Origin of the sequence: Nocardia sp. NRRL S-836 (genome assembly GCF_001279525.1) — a bacterium.
Taxonomy (GTDB): domain Bacteria; phylum Actinomycetota; class Actinomycetes; order Mycobacteriales; family Pseudonocardiaceae; genus Lentzea.
The window spans coordinates 87007-107599 of the sequence record NZ_LGDY01000069.1 but is presented as its reverse complement, the minus strand read 5'-3'; the positions used below and the strand labels follow the sequence as shown (position 1 = coordinate 107599).

The window sequence follows — 20593 nt, the reverse complement described above, 5'->3', positions numbered from 1 at the left end:
TCGGTGCACTGAACGGCTCGGCGCAGCGAACTTCTCGCGTGCCGAACCTGTCAGCGCAGCGCAGCGCACCGCTTCCCAGCGAGCCGACCGCTCGGCGCGCCACCGTCTCAGGTCACCAACAGCGCCTCCAGGGCCAGGGCGGTGTCCGGGTGGCGGCTCAGCAGGGCCGCGCCGGACGCGGGGGTCTGCCAGGAACCGGTGCAGCCCAGCAGGGCCGCCACCGCGTCGCAGGTCGCCGGGTGGGCGGCCAGCAGTGCCATGCCCTGGGACGTGGAGGCGCGTGGGGGTGTGACGGGGTCGGGGGTGGCGAGCCAGGGTGGGGTCCAGGCGTCGAGGGCCGGGAGGCGGGACGGGAAGACGCGGGCTGCCTCGCGGATCAGGAGGGGGACGTACTGCGCGCCGCGGGTGCGCAGGGTGGTGATGAGGGTGGGGAGCCACGGCAGGAGCAGGTGGTCCGGGAGGTGGGCGAAGGCGGTGGAGATGGTCTCCACCACGAAGTCCACCAGGGACGGGGCCGGTTCGAGGGCGTGGACGAAGCCGCTGAGGTAGCGGGGGTAGGTCGGGAGGGTCAGGGGGTTGGTGAGCAGGTCGTGGCAGCGGGCGCGCAGGTCGGCGCGGGTCAGGCGGCCCAGCTGGACCTGGGCGGCCCAGAGCAGGGCGACCTTGGCCGGGTCCTCCGGGTGGGACTGGGCGACGGCGAGCTCGAGCTGGGTGCGGTCGCAGCCCAGGGAGAGGGCCAGTGACTCCATGCTGAACAGGAAGCCGAGGGTGGCGGCGACCTGGTCGACGGTGGCGTCCTCCTCGGTGAAGGCGGTCGGCAGCAGCGTGCAGTAGTGGGCGTAGCCGGTGCGGACGAAGGACTCGATCCACGGCGGCAGGGCCGGGTGGGCGGTGCGGTGGTAGGCGAGCAGGCGGCGGGCGCGGCGCAGGACCTCGGGGGCACCGTCGACCGTGCGTTCGCCGGACAGGACCTCCAGGGCGCGGGTGCCGAGCTCGGCGGCCAGGCGGGGGCTGTGCAGGTAGCGGATGGCGTCCTCGACGGCTTCGAGGACGCGTGCCGTGGTGGCCTGCGGGTCGTGGGCGGCGCGGCGCAGGCGTTGTTCGACCACCTGCTCGACGCTCACGCCCTCGTAGCCCAGTTCGATCAGCGCGCGCTGGTGGTTGCCCAGCGCGACGTCCCAGGACTCCTGGATCGGGCGTTCGCCGAGGCTGCGTTCGCCCATGATCGGGCGGACGGCACCGTGGGGCATCAGGTAGCGCAGCAGCCACAGCAGGTCGGAGCACGCTTCGAGCTCCGGGCGCCCGGCGATGTCGAGCAGGGCGCGCCGCACGCCGCGCTGGTCCAGCACGAGGTTGAGCGGGGCGAGGCGGTCGTGGACGTCGCGGGCCAGCGGCGGCAGTGCGTCGTAGCCGACCTGGCCGATCCGGTCGCCGCCCATCATGATCTCGACGAGGCGGCGGACGTCGCGGCGGCCCGGCACGACGTCCTTCTCGATGCACGTGACGGCCGCGTCCTGGAAGTCGTACGGCGTCGGGCGGGCCCGGTCACGCAGACCGGCCAGCAGGATCGACGTCTCGAAGACGGCGATCGCGTCGGCGGTGGAGGAGAGGTAGCCGTTGCGGCGGGCCGCGCGGACGATCTCCACCGACCAGCTCAGCAGCTCGGCCTCGTCGAGCCGGTCGAGCACCGGCGGGCGCTGCAGGAAGCCGGAGAGCTGGTCGGCCGCGGCCAGCTCGGCGACGGGCCCGGCCTGCGGCAGCGCCTTCTTCGGCTTCCTGGCGCCGGCCTGGCCGGCCAGCGCGAACGGCTTCACCTTGGTGCGCCGCAGGTTCTTCGCCCACTCGGTGGCCGCGATCGACACCGAGCCCGGCGCCAGGCCGAACTGCGCCTCGATCGCGGCGTGGCTGGACGGGATCAGGCCGTACTGCCACCTGGTCGCGCTGCGCGGGCTGATCTCGAAGTCGCCGGAGCCGCCGACGCCGAACTCCGCGACGTGGCTCGCCGCGTGGAAGGCGCCGCAGACGTACAGGCACTCCGCCGGGTCGGCGCCGCTGGCCGCGAGGTGCTCCCGCATCCGCGTCCACATGTACCGCTCGCGGTCCTCGTCCACGGTGACCCGGTGCGGGTCGCCGGGCGCGAGCCGCCGGAACAGGCTGCCGATCAGGAACATCACCTGGCGGTAGGTGTCGTGGTCGCTGTCGCCCAGCGGCTGTTCCACGTACTGGTGCCACCACTCCGACCAGTGCCGCACCTTGCCGTGGTGCAGCAGGTGCTCCTCCAGCTCGGTGAAGCGCGGGCGCAGGTCGCCGATGTCGACGCCGACCGCGTCGCCGTGCAACGCCTCCCCGTCGGCCGGTGCGTCCTCCGGCACCTGCCACTGGAACACGTGGTCGGACGAGCGGTCGACCAGCACCAGCTCGACGCCGGGCGTGTCCAGGGCGTACGAGATCGCCTGGTACTCCGCCGACGCCTCGGTGATCGGCGCGACCACCGACAGCGGCGCCCACTCGACCGGGAAACCCGCGACCTCGCTCGCGAACGCCTGCACCGCGACGGGCAGCCGGCAGTTGCGCAGCTCGGTGAGCAACGGCGCCATGTCCTCGCACAGCTCCAGGTACACGACCTTCGGCTGCTTCTCCCGCAGCCGGCGCGCCATCGCGACCGCCGAGGCGGGGGAGTGGTGGCAGACCGGGAAGATCTCCAACGGCTCCCGCACGGCGCGGTCGACGTCGTCCACCATGCCGCGCAGGATGCCCTCCAGCGCGCCGGGCCCGTCGGCGAACTCGGTCGCGGCCTCGTGCAGCTGCGTGCGCAGCGCCTCGAAGACGCCGGTCACGACAGGGTGGCGATCGTGTCGCGGCCGCCCGTCAGGAACTCCGGCCAGTGCCCGCCCTCGTCCTTGCTGCGCGGCTCGACGACGCCGTGCAGGTACTTGTTCAGGATCGCCAGGTCCTCCGGCGCGCGCCGGGTCAGCGAGCCGACCAGCGAGGAGCCGAGAGTCTGTGCCGTGAGCGCGCGTTCGCCGAAGAAGTTGCTGTGCAGGATGGCGTCCTCCAGCACGCCGATCTGCTCGGCCGTGGACAGTGCCGACTCCAGCTTCTCGTCGTCGCTGCCGGCCGAGGCCGAGGCGGCGCGCAGGTCGGCGAAGCTGCGCAGCAGCACGTCGAGCAGGGTCGGCGGCACGTCCAGCTCGATCTGGTGGCGGCGCAGCAGCTCCTCGGTGCGGAAGCGGACGATCTCGGTCTCGCTCTTCTTGTTCGTCACCACCGGGATGCGCACGAAGTTGAACCGCCGCTTCAACGCCGACGACAGGTCGTTCACGCCCCGGTCGCGGCTGTTCGCGGTGGCGATGATCGAGAAGCCGGGCTTGGCGAACACGATGTTGTCGCCGCCGCCGCTGTCGAGCTCCGGCACGGAGATGTACTTCTCGGACAGGATCGAGATCAGCGCGTCCTGCACGTCGCTGGTCGAGCGGGTCAGCTCCTCGAACCGGCCGATCGTGCCGGTCTCCATCGCCGTCATGATCGGCGACGGGATCATCGACTCCCGCGACTGCCCCTTCGCGATCACCATCGACACGTTCCACGAGTACTTGATGTGGTCCTCGGTCGTGCCCGCCGTGCCCTGCACGACCTGGGTGGAGTTGCGGGAGATCGCGGCGGCCAGCAGCTCGGCCAGCCAGCTCTTGCCGGTGCCGGGGTCGCCGATCAGCAGCAGGCCGCGGTCGGACGCCAGCGTCACGATGGCCCGCTCGACGATGCTGCGGTCACCGAACCACTTCTGCGCCACCTCGCGGTCGAGGCCGTCGGACCGCTCGGCGCCCAGCACGAACAGCCGGATCATCTTCGGCGACAACCGCCACGCGAACGGCTTGGGACCGGTGTCGATCGACTCGAGCCAGTCCAGCTCCTCGGCGTACTTGAGCTCGGCGGGGGCGCGCAACAGGTCGGACATGGTGATGTGGTGCCTTTCAGAAGGTCAGGAAGGTCTTGAGCTCGTGGACGAGCTTGCGGACGTGGCCGGAGACCACGGGGGTGCCGAGGTCCTTGAACCGCTCGCGGAACCACGGGTTGACGCTGCCGCGGCCGGAGCTCGTCACCGAGCCGACCGGGATGAACTTCGCGCCGGAGCGGTGGATGGCCGCCATGGCCTCGAAGAGCTGCTCGATGCGGGTCTCGTAGAAGTCGGAGATCCACACCACGACTGTGTTCGCCGGCTCGGCGATCTTCGCCTGCGCCAGCGCCATGGCGACCATGCCGTCGTTGCCGCCACCGAGGTTCGTGCGCAGCAGCGTCTCGAACGGGTCGCCCACCCACGGCGTGAGGTCCAGCGCCTGCGTGTCGTACGCGATCAGGTGCACGTCCACCTTGGGCAGCCCGGCGAAGATCGACGCGAGGATCGCGCAGTTGACCATCGAGTCGACCATGGAACCGGACTGGTCGACCACCGCGATCAACCGCTGCGGCGTGGTCTTGCGCGCCGTCTGCCGGTAGTAGAGGCGGTCGACGTAGAGCCGCTCCTCCTCCGGGCTCCAGTTCGTCAGGTTCTTCCAGATGGTGCGGTCGAGGTCGAGGTTGCGGAACACCCGCTTGGGCGGCACCGACCGGTCGAGCCTGCCCACCGCGGCCTTCTCGACCTCGGTCCGCAGCACCTCGGCCACCTCGTCGACGTACCGGCGGATGAGCGACTTGGCGTTGGCCAGCGCCACACCGGACAGGTTGTCCTTGTCCCGCAGCAACTGCTCGATCAGCGACATGCTCGGCGTCAACTGGGCGGCCAGTGCCGGGTCGGCGAGCACCTCGCGCAGGTGCATGCGCTTCACCAGGTCCGCCTCGATCGCACCCAGCTCGGGGCCGATCTCGGGCAGCAGCGTGCTCAGGTCCGGTGCCGGCGCGCCACCGCCGGTCCCGCGGCCGCTGCGCCCACCGCGCAGCTCGCCCGGCCGGCAGCCCAGCGCGCGTTCCAGCCACCCGGCGTCGGCCTGCCAGCGGCTGAGCTGCCCCGCCGTCACCGTGCCCGACCCGGTGCCGAAGACGTTCAGCAGCACCTTCGACACCAGCGCCGCACGCCGCACCTCGGCCGCGTGGTCGCGTTCCTCGCCGGCGTCGCGGACCATCAGCCCGTCGAACTCCGCCTCCAGGTCCGGGTGGCGCTGCACGACGTTGTCGACGCCGGTGTACGGGTCGAGCAGGGCGGGCGGCAGGCCGACGTCCTGCACGACCGCGAGGCTCGCCGACTCCAGGGAGGACTGCTCCTCGTGGTCGAAGAGCCGGGACAGCAACCGCCAGTAGAGGACCTGCCTGCGGTTGGCGTCGTTGGCAGCACCGCCGGTCGTGGCCGGCGCAGTCGTGTCGGTCATGTGCGCAGCAACCTTCCCGCGCGCTCCCGCAGCACGGCCACGGCGTCCGTGGCGGCCTTCTCCGCCTTGACCCCGGCCTTGTCGGTGCCCGCGCCACCAGCCCACGCACCGGCGTGCAGCGCCACGGACTTCTTGCGCGCCACCGCGAGCACCGCCAGCGGCTGGACGCGGAACGTCCCCGCGTCCCAGCGCAGCAGGCCGATGCACTCGCTCGACGCGGCCACCGCCTCCGGGGTGAGCGGCCCGGCGGCGGGGATCCGGTCGGCGTCCACCGCGATTCGCTGACCGGACACGGTGAACGCCAACGGGTCCGGCTCCACGCCGTACCCGTCCAGGAACACCGGCGCGGCGATGCGGGCCGGATGCCGGTCCAGCGCCGCGGTGGGCAACGCGCTCGCGGTCGGCAGCACCACCCGCGCGGTCGTGAACGGGTCGGCCGGCTCGCCCATCCGGGCACACGGCTCGGCCCACAGCAGGTCGCCCTCGCCGGTCATCGGCATGTCGGTGAGCTCCATCGCCCGCCCCTCGCTGACCGCCGTCAGCAGGGTCAGGTGCGGGCGCAGCAACTGCCAGATCCCCGCTCCCACCACGGAGTCCGGCTTCGGCGCCGACACACTGGCCCGCACCAACAGCGGCGCGCCACCGTCCGCGGGCTCCAGCACCGCGTGCACCTGGGCCTGCGCGGCCGTCGGGTGTTCCTGGAGGTCGACGCCCAGCGGCAGCAGCCGCCCGCTCACCGTCGTCGTGCCCGTCCGCAGGGCGCCCGGCAACGTCAGCAGGACCGCCCGCGACCACAGATCTCCCCAGCGCCGCACGGGAACCCGCTCCAGCGCCGAACCGGGACACGACGCCGCCAGCTCGGCCGCGAACCCGTCCAGCAGCGTGGCCAACCGGCGCAGCTCCGGCACCGGCAGCAACGCCGAGACCACCGGCGCGGCACCCGCCACCAGGTCGTGGTCGATGCCCCGCCATCCGGCCCGCGCCAGGTCCGACAGCCAGGACCTGGCCGCCAGCAACAGGTTCAGCGGCTGGTCGGAGCCCGTCGCCGGGACCAGCTCCTCCGCGCGGCCGCGCCCGGTCGCCTGGTCGACCCGCTGCAGCACCGCGTCGTGCACCGACCCGAACAGCGCAACCCGCGCCGCCGCAAGGGAAACGAAGTGCTCCTCGCCCGCGGCGCCGACCGCGACCTTCTCGGCCGCCTCCGCCACCCGCTCCGCCAGCGGCGAGCCCACGACGGCATCCGCCAGCCCCGTCACCCCGGCGACCTGGGCGGCCTGCGGGCGCACCAGCCCCGCCGCCAGCGCCTGATCGGCACCGTCCACCGCCGCGAGCGCCTCGTCCAGACCCTCGATCGCGTCCGCCAGCAGATCGGCCCGCATCACACCACCGCCCTGGTCGGCGGGAACCACTGCATCTCCGGCAACGGCGCCGTCGTCGGCGCGAGCTCCAGGTACGCCAGGTGCCGCAGGAACCGGCTGAACACCTGCGCCGCCGCCGCACTGTCCCCCTGGGACGGTCCACTCGCCTGCATGGCCGCCACGATCGCGCCCCCGTCAACGCCTTCGACGCGCAGGTACCGCGCCACCCGCTCCGCGCCGTACTGCAGCACCGCCTCGCCGATCAGCCCGAGGATGTGGTTGCAGAACCCGCCCCTCGCCCCACCGCAGGGCCGGTTGTTGTTGGTGCTGCAGGAGAACGCGAACGTGCCCGCCGCGACCGACGACACGTACACCCGCTCGACGTCCGAGCCGCTGGAGACCACGCCCTGCAACCGCCCGTCCGCCAGCTCGACGAACGGGACCTTGGCGAGCTTGCGCGGCCGCGCGGGCCACAACACCCGCGCCGTGCTCGAACTTTCCCAACCTGACAACGCGTCATCTCCTTGCCCACGAGGCCCGATCCGAGCGGTCCGGCCCGACAGGAGAGACGTTAGCGACCACCACCGACAATTTCTGACGATCACCGAAGACGTGCAGGTGGTGAGCCCGCGACCACGTGGCGTGGAGGTGGTTCGAGGGGCTCGGTCAGTGCAGTGACTCGAGCTCGGCCACGGTGATCCCGTGGCGGTCGAGCGCGTCCGCCATCGCCTCGACCGCGTGGTCGAGCACGAACTCGCAGCGCGCCAGCAGCACGGCACCCGCGTCGGTGCGGTGGTTCGGGCGCTGTGCGGTGAGCTGGACGGACAGCGGCCATTCCGCGTCGTACTGCCACAGCTCGGCGGCCGGGGTCAGGAGGATGCCGATCTCCTTCCCGGCGCCGCCGTGCGAGCTGCGCGTCGTCACGGTGTGGATGAGCCAGCCGGTGGCCCGCCTGGTCTTCTCGCCGCCGACCCGGTCGAAGAGGGTCTGGTCCGCGGGGATGCCCCTGCGCCGCAGCAGCGTGACGACCTTGCGCGCCCAGGCCGTGATGTCGGCGGTCCGCGCGGCCCAGATCGCCGCCGCTTTCTCGTCCGCGCGTCTGCGTTCCTTCATGTACGTCAGCAGGTCGTCCACCGGCCACCAGTCCGTTCCGTCGTCGTCTCGACCTCTGTCGAGCCGCTCCGGCCGGCCGTTATGCGCCGGGAAGCCGGGGACGTCCGCGGGCTATCGGCACCAGGACTGCACGGTCTCCGCGAAGTCCGGGAACTCCGCGCGTGCCGCGGCCAGCACCTCGGCGGGCGTGCGCGGCTCCGTTCCCGAGTACCGCTCGGCCACCGCGCGCAGCTCGGGGTGGGGGACGCCGGTGTCCTCGCCGAACTCGACCGCCTCCTGCGGTCCGACGCCGCCGGCGAGCAGCCACAGGAACGAGCCCAGGTCCGTGGCGACCACGCCGACCTCGCCCTCGGAACCGAAGAACGCCACCGGCTGCTCGGTCAGCGGGCGGCCGGGCCGGACGAGCCAGCTGGCCACCAGGCCGCCGGTGCCGTCCTGCGCGAACACGCGGAACGCGTCGCCGTCGAGCTCGTCGTTGCCCGTCCAGGCGTGGATCCAGTCGGCGGTCCGCTCGGCGGAGTCGAACTCGGCGTAGGGCTCGTAGTCGATGTTGGTCGGTGCCGCGCCGTCGGACTTCTCGTCGTGGTCCCAGGGGAAGTCGATGCCGACCAGTGCCGCGAGGGCGGGCGGGAAGGTGCTGTCGATGATCTCCACGCGCGCACGGTACACAGGAGGGCGGCCGCGGGTGCAGGGAACAGCGCGACGCGGATCGTCCACAGTGGAGAAGGGGTCAGGGCGTGCTGACGGTCGGGTTGCCGCGCACGCGTCCGGTCGTGCGGGGGAGGCTGACCGCGCACACCCCGAGCGCGCCCGCCCACGCCGCCAGCACCGCGGTCCAGCTCGGCTCCCAGCCGGCCTGGTCGAGCCGCAGCACCCAGCTGGTGCCGAACAGCACGAGCACGGCCGCGATCCCGAGGTCGCGCACCGACGTGTGCTCCGACGGCTCCGCGAAGATGCGGTCGAGCCACTGCGCCGCCGCCACGGCGATGCCGAGCAGGAGTCCGGCGGTGATCAGGTGCCACGCCAGTGCGGCGACGGCGGAGCTGCCGGTGAGCAGGTGCAGCGCGTCGAGGCAGGCCGCCAGCACGAGCAGGACCAGGGGCAGCGCGGCCATCCGGCGCATCGGCCTGGACGAGGGCATGTCGGTGTTCCTTTCCCGGGGAGCAGGGAGGTACCCGGAAAAGGGCCGGTTCAACCCGCCGAGGGGGCGGCCAGTGCGGCCGAGCGCGGCAGTGCCGCGGAGCCGCCCACCCAGCCGGCCACGGCGACCGCGCGCAGCCCGGCGTCGCCCTCGGTGAGCTGGCCGTGCGGGCCGAGCACGGCGGTGGTGTCGTCGCCGTCGTGCCAGCGCACCGGCACCCGGTCGTGGCTGTGCAGCAGGGCGGCGAGGCCGCGGGTCAGCTTCGCGCGGCCGATGTGCACCCAGCGGCTGGGGAACACGTCGAGCACCTCGGCGAGCGACCTGCCGATCTCCGGCACGACGGTCACGCCGTTGGCCAGCGCGTACTCCACGAGCTCGCGCAGCTCGTGCTGGTCGCCGTCGGGCCGCAGGTGCAGGACGTTGAGCTTGTAGGCGGCCATCCGGTCGATGGTCTCCCGCATCTCGCCGGGCGCCAGCAGCGGGCTCGACACACCGCGCCACGCGAACGCGGGCGAGTCCTGCACGTCGGCGGCGCGCACGGTGCCGTCCGGAGTCATGAGCTGGCGGAACGACTGCACGCCGTGCCGCAGGCCCGCCTGGGTCCGCGCCCGCAGCATCACCGCGTTCGGGCTGACCAGCAGCGCGTAGCCCTCGGGGCCGAGGCCGCGCAGGGCCGGGTCGAGCGTCACCATGAGCGTGCCGTCGGGCGACTCGGCGAGCGTGTGGCCGGTCTCCCGGAAGATGAGCTCGCGCAGCATCGCGGCCGCGGTGCGGGCCTGACCGGTCACCCTGATCGTGACGTCTTCGGCCAGTGCGAACGCGCCCGTGCGACGGGGCGCGATCGAGGGCATGGGGACGATCACCGCGTTCCTCTCGAGCGGACTGCCTGCACCCGCTCAACGCGGCACGGCTCAGGTGAGTTCCACGTGACCCGGCAGCCGCACGGTGAACGTGGTGCCTTGACCCGGCGCGCTGGTCACGTCGACGGAACCCGCGTGCGCCTCGACCAGTTTGCGCACGATCGCCAGTCCCAGTCCACTTCCGCCCGTACTGCGGGAACGGGACCGGTCGGCCCGCCAGAAGCGGTCGAACACGTGCGGGAGGTCCGCGGCGGCGATTCCGGAACCCGTGTCGGTGACGGAGATCACCACGTCGGCGCCCTCCTGAGCAGCGTCGATCGACACCGACCCGCCCGGCGGCACGTACCGCAGGGCGTTCGCGACGAGGTTGTCGAGGACCTGCCGCAACCGCAGGGCGTCCGCTGTGACGGTCACCGGGGCGGACGACACCGAGAGGGTGACGCCGGCCTGGGCGGCGCGGGCCTCGTGCGCCGCGCGGACCTGGTCCAGCGCCGGTGCGAGCGCCACCGGACCGAGCGTCAGCCGCAGCGAGCCCGCGTCGGCCACGGCGAGGTCCTGCAGGTCGTCCACGACGTGCTGCAGGACCAGGGCCTCCTTGAGCAGCAACGCGACCAGCGCCGGGTCGAGGTCGCTCACCCCGTCCTGCGCGGCCTCCAGCCAGCCGCGGATGTTGCTCAGCGGGGTGCGCAGCTCGTGGGCGACGTCGCCGACCAGCGCCTTGCGGGCCTGCTCCAGCTGCGCCCTGTTCGCGGCCATCGTGTTGAACGCCCTGGTCAGCCCCGCGATCTCGTCCTGGCCGCGCACCGGCACCGGCGGGATCTCGCCGCCGCCGGACATGTGCTGGGCAGCCGCGGTCAGCGCGCGCAACGGCCGGGTGATCCGGGCACCCGCGTACGCCGCCACGAGCAGGGCGACCAGCAGGACGGCCGCGGCGGCACCGGTGACCTGCCCGCCGTTGCCGGACAACGAGATCGCGGCGGTCGGCGGACCGGTCGGGTTCGTCAGGTACAGCAACGCGGGCGGTGCCACGTAGGGCGTGAGCTGTTCGCGGCGGGCCGCCGCGACGCAGGCGGCGACGGCGGGTTCGTCGGGTACCGGCTGGCCGCTGGACTGCTTGCGCGCGGGCGTGTAGTCGGGGTCGAGCTCGGCCGGAGGCAGCGACCGGCGCGCCAGGCACGCGTCGACCAGGTCTTCGAGGTCGAGCAACGCGTAGAAGTCGGCGGCGGTGTCGAACTCCAGCTCGGTCTCCCGGCAGTCCTGCGGCCCCGGCCGCTGGTGCTTGCGGGCACGCAGGCACTGCAGCGACCCGGTGCGGTCCTCCCGGTCGCGGAAGTCGATCGGCGTGCGGAACGGTCCGAGCACCCGTTCGTCGATCCGGTCGGCGGGCGCGCCGGGCACCAGGACCGGGTCCACGGCGAGCGGGTCCACCACGGCGGCGGCCGTCGCGGGCAGCTGGCCGCCGTCACCGCCGCGGTCGGCGATCGTGCGGCCGTCCTTGGTGTGCAACGCGATGCGGCGGTGCGGCTGCTCGGCGACGAGCTCGTCCAGCACCCCGTCCACCTCGGACCAGTCGCGGTGGCCGGTGGCGTGGGTCAGCAGCACGGCGTAGATCTTGTTGTCGGCCGCCAGCTCACGGCCCTGCTCGCGGGCGATCGATGCCTGCGTCAGCTGGGTCGCGAGCCACGCCGTCGCGGCGACCGAGCACACCGCGATCAGCACCACGACGACCAGCAGGCGGGTGAAGACGCTACGCCGCACCGGAACCAGCCGTCAGCTTGTAGCCGATGCCGTAGACGGTGACCAGGTGCTGTGGCGCGCGGTGGTTCGTCTCGATCTTGCGCCGCAGGTTCTTCACGTGCGTGTCGATCGTGCGGGTGGTCAGGTAGCTGTCGATGCCGTGCATCCGTTCCAGCAGCTGCTCGCGGGTGAACACCCGGTCCACCTGCTCGGCCAGCACCTCCAGCAGCCCGAACTCGCCGGGCGTGCACTCCACCGGCGTGCCGCGCACGGTGACCTCGTGCCGCACCGGGTCGACCACGATCGGCCCGACCCGCAGCAACGGTGCCGCGCGCACGTCCGGCCGCCTGCGCAGCAATGTCCGCACGCGCGCCACGAGCTCACGCGGGCTGAACGGTTTCGTCATGTAGTCGTCCGCGCCGAGGCCCAGGCCGTGCAGCAGGTCGTCCTCCGTGGACCGCGCGGTGAGCATCAGCACCAGCACGTCCGAGTCGGCCCGCAACGCCCGGCACACGTCGAGCCCGCTCAGGCCGGGCAGCATCAGGTCCAGCACGACCAGCGCGGGCTCCCTGGCGCGGACCACGTCGAGCGCCCGGCGGCCGTCGTGCACGACCATCACCCGGTGGTGGTCCTGCTCCAGGTAGCGGCGGACGAGCTCGGCCTGGTTCTCGTCGTCCTCCGCGACCAGGATCAGTGCGCTCACGGGCCGATGATAGGGACGCCCTCCGGCCGGTCACCGGTTCGACACAGGATCCTCACAAGTGCCGAACAAGATCCACGCCATGCGCAACACCGTCATCGCGGCCACGCTCGTCCTCGTGGTCGCCGTCACCGTGGTGCTGCTCGTGCGGTCGCGTCCCGACGAACCCGCCGCAGCACCACCACCCGCGGTCAAGACCACGACCGTGCGGAAGGGGGACCTCACGAACACCCGGACGCTGCAGGCCGACCTCGGCTTCGGCGCTGCCCGGCCGGTCAAGGGCGGCACCGGCACCGTCACGGCGCTCCCGGCCGTCGGCCAGGTCACCGAGCTCGGCAGGGAGCTGTACCGGGTGGACGACCAGCCGGTGGTCGTGTTCTTCGGTGCCACGCCGCTGTTCCGCGCACTGGACGCGCCGGGGCTGAAGGGCTCCGACGTGGCCGTCGTGGCCGACAACCTGGCCGCGCTCGGCTACCAGGTCGGTGTGCGGGCGAAGGACCCGGCGAAGGCGGAGCTCACGCCGAAGGTGGTCGACGCGGTGAAGCGGTGGCAGAAGGCGCTCGGCGTCGAGCAGACCGGCGTGCTGACGCCGGGCCGGGTGCTCGTGCTGGGCGGACCGGTGCGGGTCGCGTCGGTCAAGGCCCAGCTCGGCGCACCGGCGGCGGAGGAGCTGTTCGAGGTCACCCCGACCACGCGCCTGGTGACGACGCGGGTGCCGGTGGCGGAGGCGGGCGCGCTGAAAGCGGGCACACCGGTGGCGGTCGTGCGCCCGGACGGCCGGGAGGTGCCGGGCAAGGTCACGTCGGTGGCGGCCGCGGCCGCCGGTGACAACGGCGGCGGGCCGAAGGTCGACGTGGTGGTCACGCCGGACGACCCGGCGGCCGTCGCCGACCTCGACACCGCGCCGGTGCGGTTGAAGATCACCACCGAGAGCCGCGCGGGTGTGCTGACCGTGCCGCTCGCCGCGCTGGTGGCGTTGAAGGAGGGCGGGTACGCCGTGCAGCGGCCGGACGGCACGCTGAAGGCGGTGCGGACCGGGCTGTACTCGCAGGACCGGGTGGAGATCTCGGGTGACGGCGTCACCGACGGCCTCGAAGTGGTGGTGGCGCAGTGACCCCGGTGCTCGCGCTGCGGTCGGTCAGCAAGCACCACCCCGGTGGGGTGACGGCGCTGGACGACGTGTCGCTGCAGGTGGCGGCGGGGGAGCTGGTCGCGGTGGTGGGGCCGTCCGGGTCGGGCAAGTCGACGTTGCTGCACCTGGTCGGCACGCTGGACCTGCCGTCGTCGGGGACGGTGGAGATCGACGGCCAGGACGTGTCGGCGCTGCCGGACCGGCGGCTGTCGGCGTTGCGGGGCAGCCGGTTGGGGTTCGTGTTCCAGCAGTTCCACCTGTCCGACGGGCTGACCGCCGCGGAGAACGTCGCCACGGGCCTGCTCTACGCGGGCGTGCGGCGCCGTGACCGGCGCGCGCTGGCGATCGGCGCCCTGGAACGGGTGGGGCTCGGCCACCGGGTCTCGCACCGGCCGGGGCAGCTGTCCGGTGGTGAACGGCAACGGGTCGCGATCGCGCGTGCCGTGGTGAACGAGCCGTCGCTGGTGCTGGCCGACGAACCCACGGGCGCGCTCGACACGGCCAATGGGCAGGCGGTGCTGGAGCTGCTGACCGAGCTGAACCGGCAGGGCACGACCATCGTGGTGATCACGCACGACCGGGAGATCGCGGCGTCGCTGCCGCGGCGGGTCGAGCTGCGGGACGGGCGGATCGTGGCGGACTCGGGCCGGCCGGGGGAGCGGGTCGAGATCCGCGGTGGCCGGGCCGTGGTGGACGTGGGCCGGGTGGTCGAACGGGTCCGGTCGCGCACCGGCGGGAGCGCGGGCCCGCCGACGGAGCGGATCGAGGTGCGTGGTGCGCGACCGGCCGACCTGCCTGGCGGGCGGGGCAGGGCGGAGGCGGGCCCGCCGACGGAGCGGATCGAGGTGCCCGGCGGGCGGGGCAGGGCGGAGGCGGGCCCGCCGACGGAGCGGATCGAGGTGCCCGGCGGGCGGGGCAGGGCGGATGTCGGCCCGCCGGTGGAACGGATCGAGACCGCGGACCGGGCACCCGAGGTGCGGCGGCGGAGGATCGACGGCACGGGGAGCGGGCGATGAGACGGCTGGCGTTCACCGACCTGCTCGCCCTCGGCGCCATCGGCGTGCGCACCCGCAAGCTGCGCGCGGCGTTGTCCGCGCTCGGCATCGCACTGGGCGTCGCCACGGTCGTCGTGGTCACCGGCATCCCCGCGTCCAGCCAGCGGGCGTTGCTGGACGAGCTGACCGCGCTGGGCACCAACACGTTGCGCGCCCAGCCCGTCCAGCGCATCGACGACCCGGTGCTGCTGCCCGAGTCGGCGGTCGCGATGGTCGAGCGGATCGGCCCGGTGACCGCCGCCGCGGCCGTGGCGAACACGCACGCCCGCGTCCGGCGCAACGACCTGCTCGACCCCGGCCACAGCTCCGACCTGACCGTGCTGGCCGCGACCCCGGGCCTGCTGGAGGCTGTGAACGGGCACGTCCGCAGCGGGCGGTTCCTGCCGCGGCCGGACTTCCCGTCCGTCGTGCTCGGTCACGTCGCGGCGGGCCGGCTCGGCATCGCCAGCGCCGACTCCCAGCCCGCGGTGTTCGTGGGGGACCGCTGGTTCACCGTCGTCGGGGTGCTCGGGCCGATGCCGCTGGCGCCGGACGTCGAACGCTCCGTGCTGGTCGGCTGGGAGGCCGCGCGGACGTCGCTGGGCTTCGACGGGCACCCGACCGTCGTGTACGTGAAGGCCCGCGAGGAGTCCATCGAGGACGTCCGGAAGGTGCTGCCGGCGACGCTGTACGGCGAGGTGCCCGGTCTGGTGCAGGTCAGCCGGCCCTCGGACGCGCTGGCGGCCAAGCGGGCCACCCAGAACTCCTACAGCGCGTTGTTCCTCGGTCTGGCCGGGGTGGCGCTGCTGGTCGGCGGCGTGGGCGTGGCGAACACCATGGTGATCTCCGTGCTCGAACGCCGCAGCGAGATCGGCCTGCGCCGGGCGCTCGGCGCGACCCGCGGTCACATCCGCGCGCAGTTCCTCACCGAAGCGGTCCTGCTGTCGTCGCTGGGCGGTCTGGCCGGCACCGCGCTCGGTGCGCTCGGGGTCGCCGGCTACGCCACCCTGCACGGCTGGCCGCTCGTCATCCCCGCCACCGTCCTGGTCTGCGGTGTGCTCGCGGCGCTCGTCGTGGGCGCCGCGGCCGGCCTGTACCCCTCCCTCCGCGCCGCCCGGCTCACGCCGACGCAGGCGCTCTCCTCGTGACCTGGAAGGAAACCCGTGAAGAAGGCACCGCTCGTCCTGCTCCTGGCCGTGGCCGCCTGCTCGGCGCCGGACACCCCGCCGCAGGTCGCGTCCCTGTCGACGCCGAGCAGCACGGCCGCCTCCCCGGCCGCTCCCACCGAGCAACGCCCGCGCGAGCGGCTGGACATGACGCCGGAGGACCACGAGGCGTTGAACGTGCCGTTCGCGCAGTGCATGGGTCAGCACGGCCTGGACTACAAGGGCCGCCCGCTGGAGGGCAGTGGCCGCCAGCCGGGCAAGGAGGAGGTCGACAAGGCGCTCAAGGACTGCGAGTCGAAGATCCCGCTGCCGCCGTGGGAGAAGGACGCGAGCAACCCGGAGGCCGTCGACTTCGCCAACCGCGTCGTGCAGTGCCTGCGCGAGAAGGGCGTCCGGTACGTCGAGGTGGTGAACGAGCCGGGGGCCACCGCGATCAGCTACGCGTTCGGCGGGCCCAACAACGACGCCGCCTCCATCTCGCTGGGCCTGGAGCACGCGCAGGAGTGCGAGATCGCGGCGTCAGGGCGGTGAAGAACTGGACTGTAGAGTCCACACTGTGAAGCTCACGGCGAAGGGGCGGGCGACCCGGCAGCGCATCATCGAGGGCGCGGCCGAGCACCTGCGGGGCGACGACCCGGCCGGTGCGACGCTCGACGACATCCGGGCGATCACCGGCACCAGCAAGGGGCAGCTCTTCCACTACTTCCCCGGCGGGAAGGAGGAGCTGTTCCTCGCCGTGGCCCGTTACGAGGCCGGACGGGTGCTCGACGACCAGCAGCCGCACCTGGGCGCGCTCACGTCGTGGCCGGCCTGGGAGCGCTGGCGCGACTCGGTGGTCGCCCGCTACCGCGCGCAGGGCCGGTCCTGCCCGCTGGGCACGCTGCTGAGCCAGGCGGTCACCACACCGGGCGCCGCCGAAGTGGTCGGCACGCTGGTGGAGCAGTGGCAGGCCCACCTGCGCACCGGCATCACCGCGATGCAGAGCGCCGGTCTGGTCCGCGCCGGGCTCGACGCCGACCGCGTGGCCGGCGCTTTCGTCGCGGGCATCCAGGGTGGTGTCCAGATGCTCCGCTCCACCGGTGAGATCTGGCACCTGGAGGCCGCCCTGGACACGCTGATCGACCACCTCAGGGCCTGATTTTCTGGACTTGCCGGTCCAATTTTCGCTGCCTAGCGTCGTTGCCATGTCACTTCGTCTAGAGGGCAGGACCGCCCTCGTCACCGGTTCCACCGCCAACATCGGCCGCGCGATCGCGGTCGCCTTCGCCGCGGAGGGAGCGCACGTCGTCGTCTCCGGCCGCGACGACGCCCGTGGCGCCGCCGTCGTCGCCGAGATCGAGGCGGCCGGCGGCCGGGCCGACTTCGTGCGCGCCTCCCTCGACGGCAGCGCCGCCGCCAGCCGCGCGCTGGCCGAGGCCGCCACCGACCGGCTCGGGCGGGTCGACGTCCTCGTGAACAACGCCGGCATCTACCCGGCGGCCACGACGCCCGCGACCGACGAGGAGACCTTCGACCGGGTCTTCGGGGTCAACGTCAAGGCACCGTTCTTCCTCACCCGGGCGCTCCTGCCCGCGATGGTCGACGCCGGCGGCGGTGTCGTGATCAACCTGGGCTCGTGGATCGCGCGGCTCGCGGTGCCCGCCGCGCCCGTGTACAGCTCGACCAAGGGCGCGGTGGAGACGCTGACCCGTGCCTGGGCGGCGGAGTTCGGGTCACGGGGCGTGCGCGTCAACGCGATCTCGCCGGGCGTCATCGCCTCGTCGGAGTGGGATGAGACGACCCGGCGGATCAGCGACCGGATGATGGTCGGCAGCCCGGCGGGTCGGGCCGGGGACCCCGGCGCGATCGCGGCCGCGGCGGTCTACCTGGCATCGGACGAGTCGGCGTTCGTGCACGGCACGGTGATCGACGTGGACGGCGGCCGGACCGGGGTCGCCGTGGTCGCGGGCACGTGAGCCGCAGGTTGCCCGACTCCCGTCTGAAGAAGATCATCCTCAGGTAGGACGCGCGGCCACGACCGCAGGGTGACGCGGGACGATCCGCTCGCACAGCAGTGTCTCGTGCGTGCGGACGTCAACGGCGGGTTCACCCCGGCTGCTCTCACCGGTCACTGCCCTTCCCGCCGCGGAGGTGCTGCGCTGGACCGGGTTCGGCGGCGCGGTGCTGCTCACCGGCGGGGCCTGGGCGGTCACGGCGAGAGCAGGCGCTGCCGGGCTGGCCGCGGCGGTCGCGGGCGCGGGCCTCGTCGTGCTGGCGTGGGCACTGCTCGGCCGTGCGGAACCGGCCGCCCCGTGGCTGCGGCGGACGCTGGCCTGGTGGTGTGCCCCGCTGGTGGTGGCACCGCCGCTGTTCAGCCTCGACGTCTTCAGCTACCTCGCGCAGGGCGAGGTGGCGGCGCGCGGCCTGGACCCGAACGTCGTGAGCCCGGCCGCCGGTGCGAGCGCCGAGGCCGTGGCACGCGTCAGCGGGTACTGGCGGGAGACCGCGTCGCCGTACGGGCCGTTGTTCGGCACGGTCGAGCGCGGGATCGCCCAGGTCACCGGCGGTGATCCGGTCGTGGGCGTGGCGTTGTACCGGCTCGCGGCGGTGCTGGGGCTGCTGCTCGTGGTGTGGGCGGTGCCGCGGCTGGCCGCACGGGCCGGTACGTCGCCGCGCACGGCGCTGTGGCTGGGCGTGCTGAACCCGCTGGTGCTGTGGCACCTCGTCGGCGGCGTGCACAACGACGCGCTCATGCTGGGACTGATGCTCGCGGGCACCGTGGTCGCGCTGGAGGCGCTCGACGACGCCCGGTGGTGGCCGTTCACCGCCGGGATCGTGCTGATCGCGCTCGGGGCCCAGGTGAAACTGCCCGCGCTGGTCGCGCTGGCGGTGGTCGGCACGGCACTGGCGCGCCGCTTCGGCGGTGGGCTGGCCAGGTTCACGCTCAGTGGCGTGGCCATGGTCGCGGTGGCCGTGCTGGTGTCGGTGGTGACGTCACTGGCCGGCCGGGCGGGATTCGGCTGGTTGCAGGCGCTCGGGACGCCGTCGAAGGTGGCGAGCTGGCTGGCGCCGAGCAACTGGCCGGGCTTCTTGACCGGTGCGGTGTTCGGTGCGGAGAGTGGTCGGGCGATGATCTCCGCGGGACGGGTCGCCGGGCTCGTGCTGATCCTGTGCGCGATCGTGGTGGTGCTGGCGCGCCAGCTGCGTGGCGGGGTCTCCGAGGTGATGGCGCTGGGGCTGATGATGGGCGTGATCGTGGTGCTGGGCCCGGTGGTGCAGCCGTGGTACCTGCTGTGGGCGGTGGTGCCGCTCGCGGCCGCCGGGGTGTGGCGGTCCCAGGTCGCCGCGGTGGTCGCGGTGTTCGCGTTGCTGGTGCCGCCGCTCGCGGGCGACTTCGCCGGACGGGTACCGGAGCTGGTGCTCGGCTACGCGGCCGGGCTCGCGGTCGTGGCCTGCGCGTTCTTCTTCCTGCGGCACGTCGTCCTGCGCCGGGTGTCCGGTGCGCGGAGCTGACCTGGGCCGGTACGGCGCCGCGGCGCTGGCCGGCGGTGTCCTCGCGGTGAGCTTCCCCCCGCGCACGCTGTGGTGGCTGGCGGTACCGGCGTTCCTCGTGCTGGGGCTGACGCTGCGGGGCGGCCGGCCCGGACGGCTCGGGTTCGTCTTCGGGCTGGCGTTCTTCCTACCACACCTGTGGTGGATCCAGCACTTCCTCGGCAACGACTTCGGGCCGTGGCCGTGGCTCGTGCTGTCGGCACTGATGGCGTTGTTCATCTCCGCCGCGTTCGCGCTGTACCCGCTGGTCGCGCGGCTGCCCGGCGCACCGGTGTGGGCGGCGCTGCTGTTCGTGCTGCAGGAGACCGCGCGGGCGCTGATCCCGTTCAACGGCTTCCCGTGGGGCCGGGTGGCGTTCGGTCAGGTCGACGGTCCGTTCGGGCGGCTGGCGTCGCTCGGTGGCGCACCGCTGGTCACGTTCGCGGTGGTCGTGACCGGGTTCGGGCTGGCCGCGTGGCTGTCCAGGCCGCGCGAGTGGCGGCGGGCCGCGGCGTTGCTGCCGGTGGCCGCCGCGCTGGTGGTGACCGTGCCGGTCGACGCCCAGAACGGCACCCGGACCGTCGCCGTCGTGCAGGGCAACGCACCCGACATCGGTCTCGGCCTGCTCGCGGCCGGCGCCGAGCTGCGCGCCAACCACCTGCGCAAGACCGCCGAGCTCGCCGCCCGGCCCGGACCGCGGCCCGACCTCGTGGTGTGGCCGGAGAGCGCGACCCGCACCGGCGACCGCGACCCGGTGCTCGACCGGATGGTCGACGGCCTGGGCGTGCCCGTGCTGGTCAGCGCGTTGCGCGACGACGAGAACTCGGTGATCGCGTGGCGGCCCGGCACCGGCGCGGGGGAGTCGTACGCCAAGCAGGAGCTCGTCCCGTTCGCCGAGCACATCCCGCTGCGCCCGCTCGCCCGGCTGGTCACGCCCTTCGCCGACCAGCAGGACCTGAAGGCGGGCAGCGAACCCGGCGTCCTGGGGGTCGCGGGCACCAGGGTCGGCATCGGCATCTGCTACGAGGTGGCCTACGACTACGTGCTGCGCGAGTCCGCGGCCGAGGGTGCCCAGCTGCTCGTCGTGCCGACCAACAACGCCTGGTACGGCCGCGGCGAGATGACCTACCAGCAGCTTGCGATGGCCCGGTTGCGCGCGATCGAGCACGGCCGCGCGGTCGTGGTCGCGGCGATCAGCGGCGTGAGCGCGGTGGTGCTCCCGGACGGCCGTGTCGTGCAGTCGACGGGGATGTTCACCGACGACCTGATGGTGGGCACCGTGCCGTTGCGGTCGTCGCTGACGATCGCGACGAGGTTCGGCGGTGCGTTGCACGTGGCGTTCACCGGTGCCGCTTTCGTGGCATGCGCGGTGGGGTTGTGGACGCGTCGGCGTCGACGGGGAGTGACCGGCGATCACACGATGCGGTCGTCGTCGGTCGAAGCCGGTACCCCGTCCTGACACCAGGGTACCTGTCGGCCGTC

19 protein-coding genes are annotated in these 20593 nt (G+C 73.3%); 8 read left to right on the top strand and 11 right to left on the bottom strand.

Annotation, left to right across the window (positions count from 1 at the left end):
* Positions 1–107: 107 nt before the first annotated feature.
* The 11 genes from ADL03_RS08315 to ADL03_RS08265 form a co-directional block, all read right to left on the bottom strand.
* Complete coding sequence (locus ADL03_RS08315) at positions 108–2837, bottom strand: DUF5682 family protein (protein ID WP_053732774.1); 2730 nt, start codon at positions 2835–2837, stop codon at positions 108–110.
* A complete protein-coding gene (locus ADL03_RS08310; RefSeq protein WP_053732773.1) occupies positions 2834–3955 on the bottom strand; it encodes an AAA family ATPase in 1122 nt (373 codons plus the stop codon). Before ADL03_RS08310 ends, ADL03_RS08315 begins: the two co-directional genes overlap by 4 nt.
* A gap of 16 nt (positions 3956–3971) precedes the next feature.
* The gene (locus ADL03_RS08305; RefSeq protein WP_053732772.1) at positions 3972–5360 is read right to left on the bottom strand and encodes a VWA domain-containing protein; all 1389 of its coding nucleotides are present in this window, start codon (positions 5358–5360) and stop codon (positions 3972–3974) included.
* Positions 5357–6739 (bottom strand): hypothetical protein, encoded by a 1383-nt coding sequence (locus tag ADL03_RS08300; protein ID WP_082372991.1) that lies wholly within the window; start codon positions 6737–6739, stop codon positions 5357–5359. The genes ADL03_RS08305 and ADL03_RS08300 overlap by 4 nt, the downstream gene beginning before the upstream one ends.
* Positions 6739–7230 carry a hypothetical protein gene (locus ADL03_RS08295; protein ID WP_053732770.1) on the bottom strand — a complete coding sequence of 164 codons (492 nt, stop codon included), beginning with the start codon at positions 7228–7230 and terminating at the stop codon, positions 6739–6741. The genes ADL03_RS08300 and ADL03_RS08295 overlap by 1 nt, the downstream gene beginning before the upstream one ends.
* Before the next feature lie 154 nt (positions 7231–7384).
* A complete protein-coding gene (locus ADL03_RS08290; protein WP_053732769.1) occupies positions 7385–7852 on the bottom strand; it encodes a hypothetical protein in 468 nt (155 codons plus the stop codon).
* A gap of 90 nt (positions 7853–7942) precedes the next feature.
* Positions 7943–8485, bottom strand: coding sequence for a hypothetical protein (locus ADL03_RS08285; protein ID WP_197288199.1), 543 nt, complete (start codon positions 8483–8485; stop codon positions 7943–7945).
* A 76-nt stretch (positions 8486–8561) separates the two neighbouring features.
* Positions 8562–8972: a hypothetical protein gene (locus ADL03_RS08280; RefSeq protein WP_157528337.1), complete on the bottom strand. Its 411-nt coding sequence runs from the start codon at positions 8970–8972 to the stop codon at positions 8562–8564.
* A gap of 50 nt (positions 8973–9022) precedes the next feature.
* Positions 9023–9835 carry a glycoside hydrolase family 20 zincin-like fold domain-containing protein gene (locus tag ADL03_RS08275; RefSeq protein ID WP_053732767.1) on the bottom strand — a complete coding sequence of 271 codons (813 nt, stop codon included), beginning with the start codon at positions 9833–9835 and terminating at the stop codon, positions 9023–9025.
* Positions 9836–9883: 48 nt separating this feature from the next.
* Positions 9884–11590 (bottom strand): HAMP domain-containing sensor histidine kinase, encoded by a 1707-nt coding sequence (locus ADL03_RS08270; RefSeq protein WP_053732766.1) that lies wholly within the window; start codon positions 11588–11590, stop codon positions 9884–9886.
* Positions 11580–12272: a response regulator transcription factor gene (locus ADL03_RS08265; protein WP_053732765.1), complete on the bottom strand. Its 693-nt coding sequence runs from the start codon at positions 12270–12272 to the stop codon at positions 11580–11582. Before ADL03_RS08265 ends, ADL03_RS08270 begins: the two co-directional genes overlap by 11 nt.
* A gap of 58 nt (positions 12273–12330) precedes the next feature.
* Between ADL03_RS08265 and ADL03_RS08260 the strand changes: the two genes are divergently transcribed.
* The 8 genes from ADL03_RS08260 (at position 12331) to lnt (ending at position 20570) form a co-directional block, all read left to right on the top strand.
* Positions 12331–13383, top strand: coding sequence for a peptidoglycan-binding protein (locus ADL03_RS08260; protein WP_053732764.1), 1053 nt, complete (start codon positions 12331–12333; stop codon positions 13381–13383).
* Positions 13380–14417, top strand: a complete 1038-nt coding sequence (locus tag ADL03_RS45160; RefSeq protein ID WP_082372979.1) for an ABC transporter ATP-binding protein — start codon at positions 13380–13382, stop codon at positions 14415–14417. The genes ADL03_RS08260 and ADL03_RS45160 overlap by 4 nt, the downstream gene beginning before the upstream one ends.
* Positions 14414–15583, top strand: coding sequence for an ABC transporter permease (locus ADL03_RS08250; protein WP_053732763.1), 1170 nt, complete (start codon positions 14414–14416; stop codon positions 15581–15583). The genes ADL03_RS45160 and ADL03_RS08250 overlap by 4 nt, the downstream gene beginning before the upstream one ends.
* Before the next feature lie 15 nt (positions 15584–15598).
* A complete protein-coding gene (locus tag ADL03_RS08245) occupies positions 15599–16132 on the top strand; it encodes a hypothetical protein (RefSeq protein ID WP_053732762.1) in 534 nt (177 codons plus the stop codon).
* Between the two features lie 25 nt (positions 16133–16157).
* Complete coding sequence (locus ADL03_RS08240) at positions 16158–16739, top strand: TetR/AcrR family transcriptional regulator (protein ID WP_053732761.1); 582 nt, start codon at positions 16158–16160, stop codon at positions 16737–16739.
* A gap of 46 nt (positions 16740–16785) precedes the next feature.
* Positions 16786–17556 carry an SDR family NAD(P)-dependent oxidoreductase gene (locus tag ADL03_RS08235; RefSeq protein ID WP_053732760.1) on the top strand — a complete coding sequence of 257 codons (771 nt, stop codon included), beginning with the start codon at positions 16786–16788 and terminating at the stop codon, positions 17554–17556.
* 109 nt (positions 17557–17665) lie between these two features.
* Positions 17666–19093 carry a polyprenol phosphomannose-dependent alpha 1,6 mannosyltransferase MptB gene (gene mptB / locus ADL03_RS08230; RefSeq protein WP_231641649.1) on the top strand — a complete coding sequence of 476 codons (1428 nt, stop codon included), beginning with the start codon at positions 17666–17668 and terminating at the stop codon, positions 19091–19093.
* Positions 19080–20570, top strand: a complete 1491-nt coding sequence (gene lnt / locus ADL03_RS08225) for an apolipoprotein N-acyltransferase (RefSeq protein ID WP_053732759.1) — start codon at positions 19080–19082, stop codon at positions 20568–20570. Before mptB ends, lnt begins: the two co-directional genes overlap by 14 nt.
* Positions 20571–20593: the final 23 nt, after the last annotated feature.

Excerpts from the sequence above, each read along its gene's own strand:
- ADL03_RS08310 (WP_053732773.1), bottom strand. The coding sequence starts at position 3,955 with ATGTCCGACCTGTTGCGCGCCCCCGCCGAGCTCAAGTACGCCGAGGAG.
- ADL03_RS08305 (WP_053732772.1), bottom strand. The coding sequence starts at position 5,360 with ATGACCGACACGACTGCGCCGGCCACGACCGGCGGTGCTGCCAACGAC.
- ADL03_RS08300 (WP_082372991.1), bottom strand. The coding sequence starts at position 6,739 with ATGCGGGCCGATCTGCTGGCGGACGCGATCGAGGGTCTGGACGAGGCG.
- ADL03_RS08280 (WP_157528337.1), bottom strand. The coding sequence starts at position 8,972 with ATGCCCTCGTCCAGGCCGATGCGCCGGATGGCCGCGCTGCCCCTGGTC.
- ADL03_RS08250 (WP_053732763.1), top strand. The coding sequence starts at position 14,414 with ATGAGACGGCTGGCGTTCACCGACCTGCTCGCCCTCGGCGCCATCGGC.
- ADL03_RS08235 (WP_053732760.1), top strand. The coding sequence starts at position 16,786 with ATGTCACTTCGTCTAGAGGGCAGGACCGCCCTCGTCACCGGTTCCACC.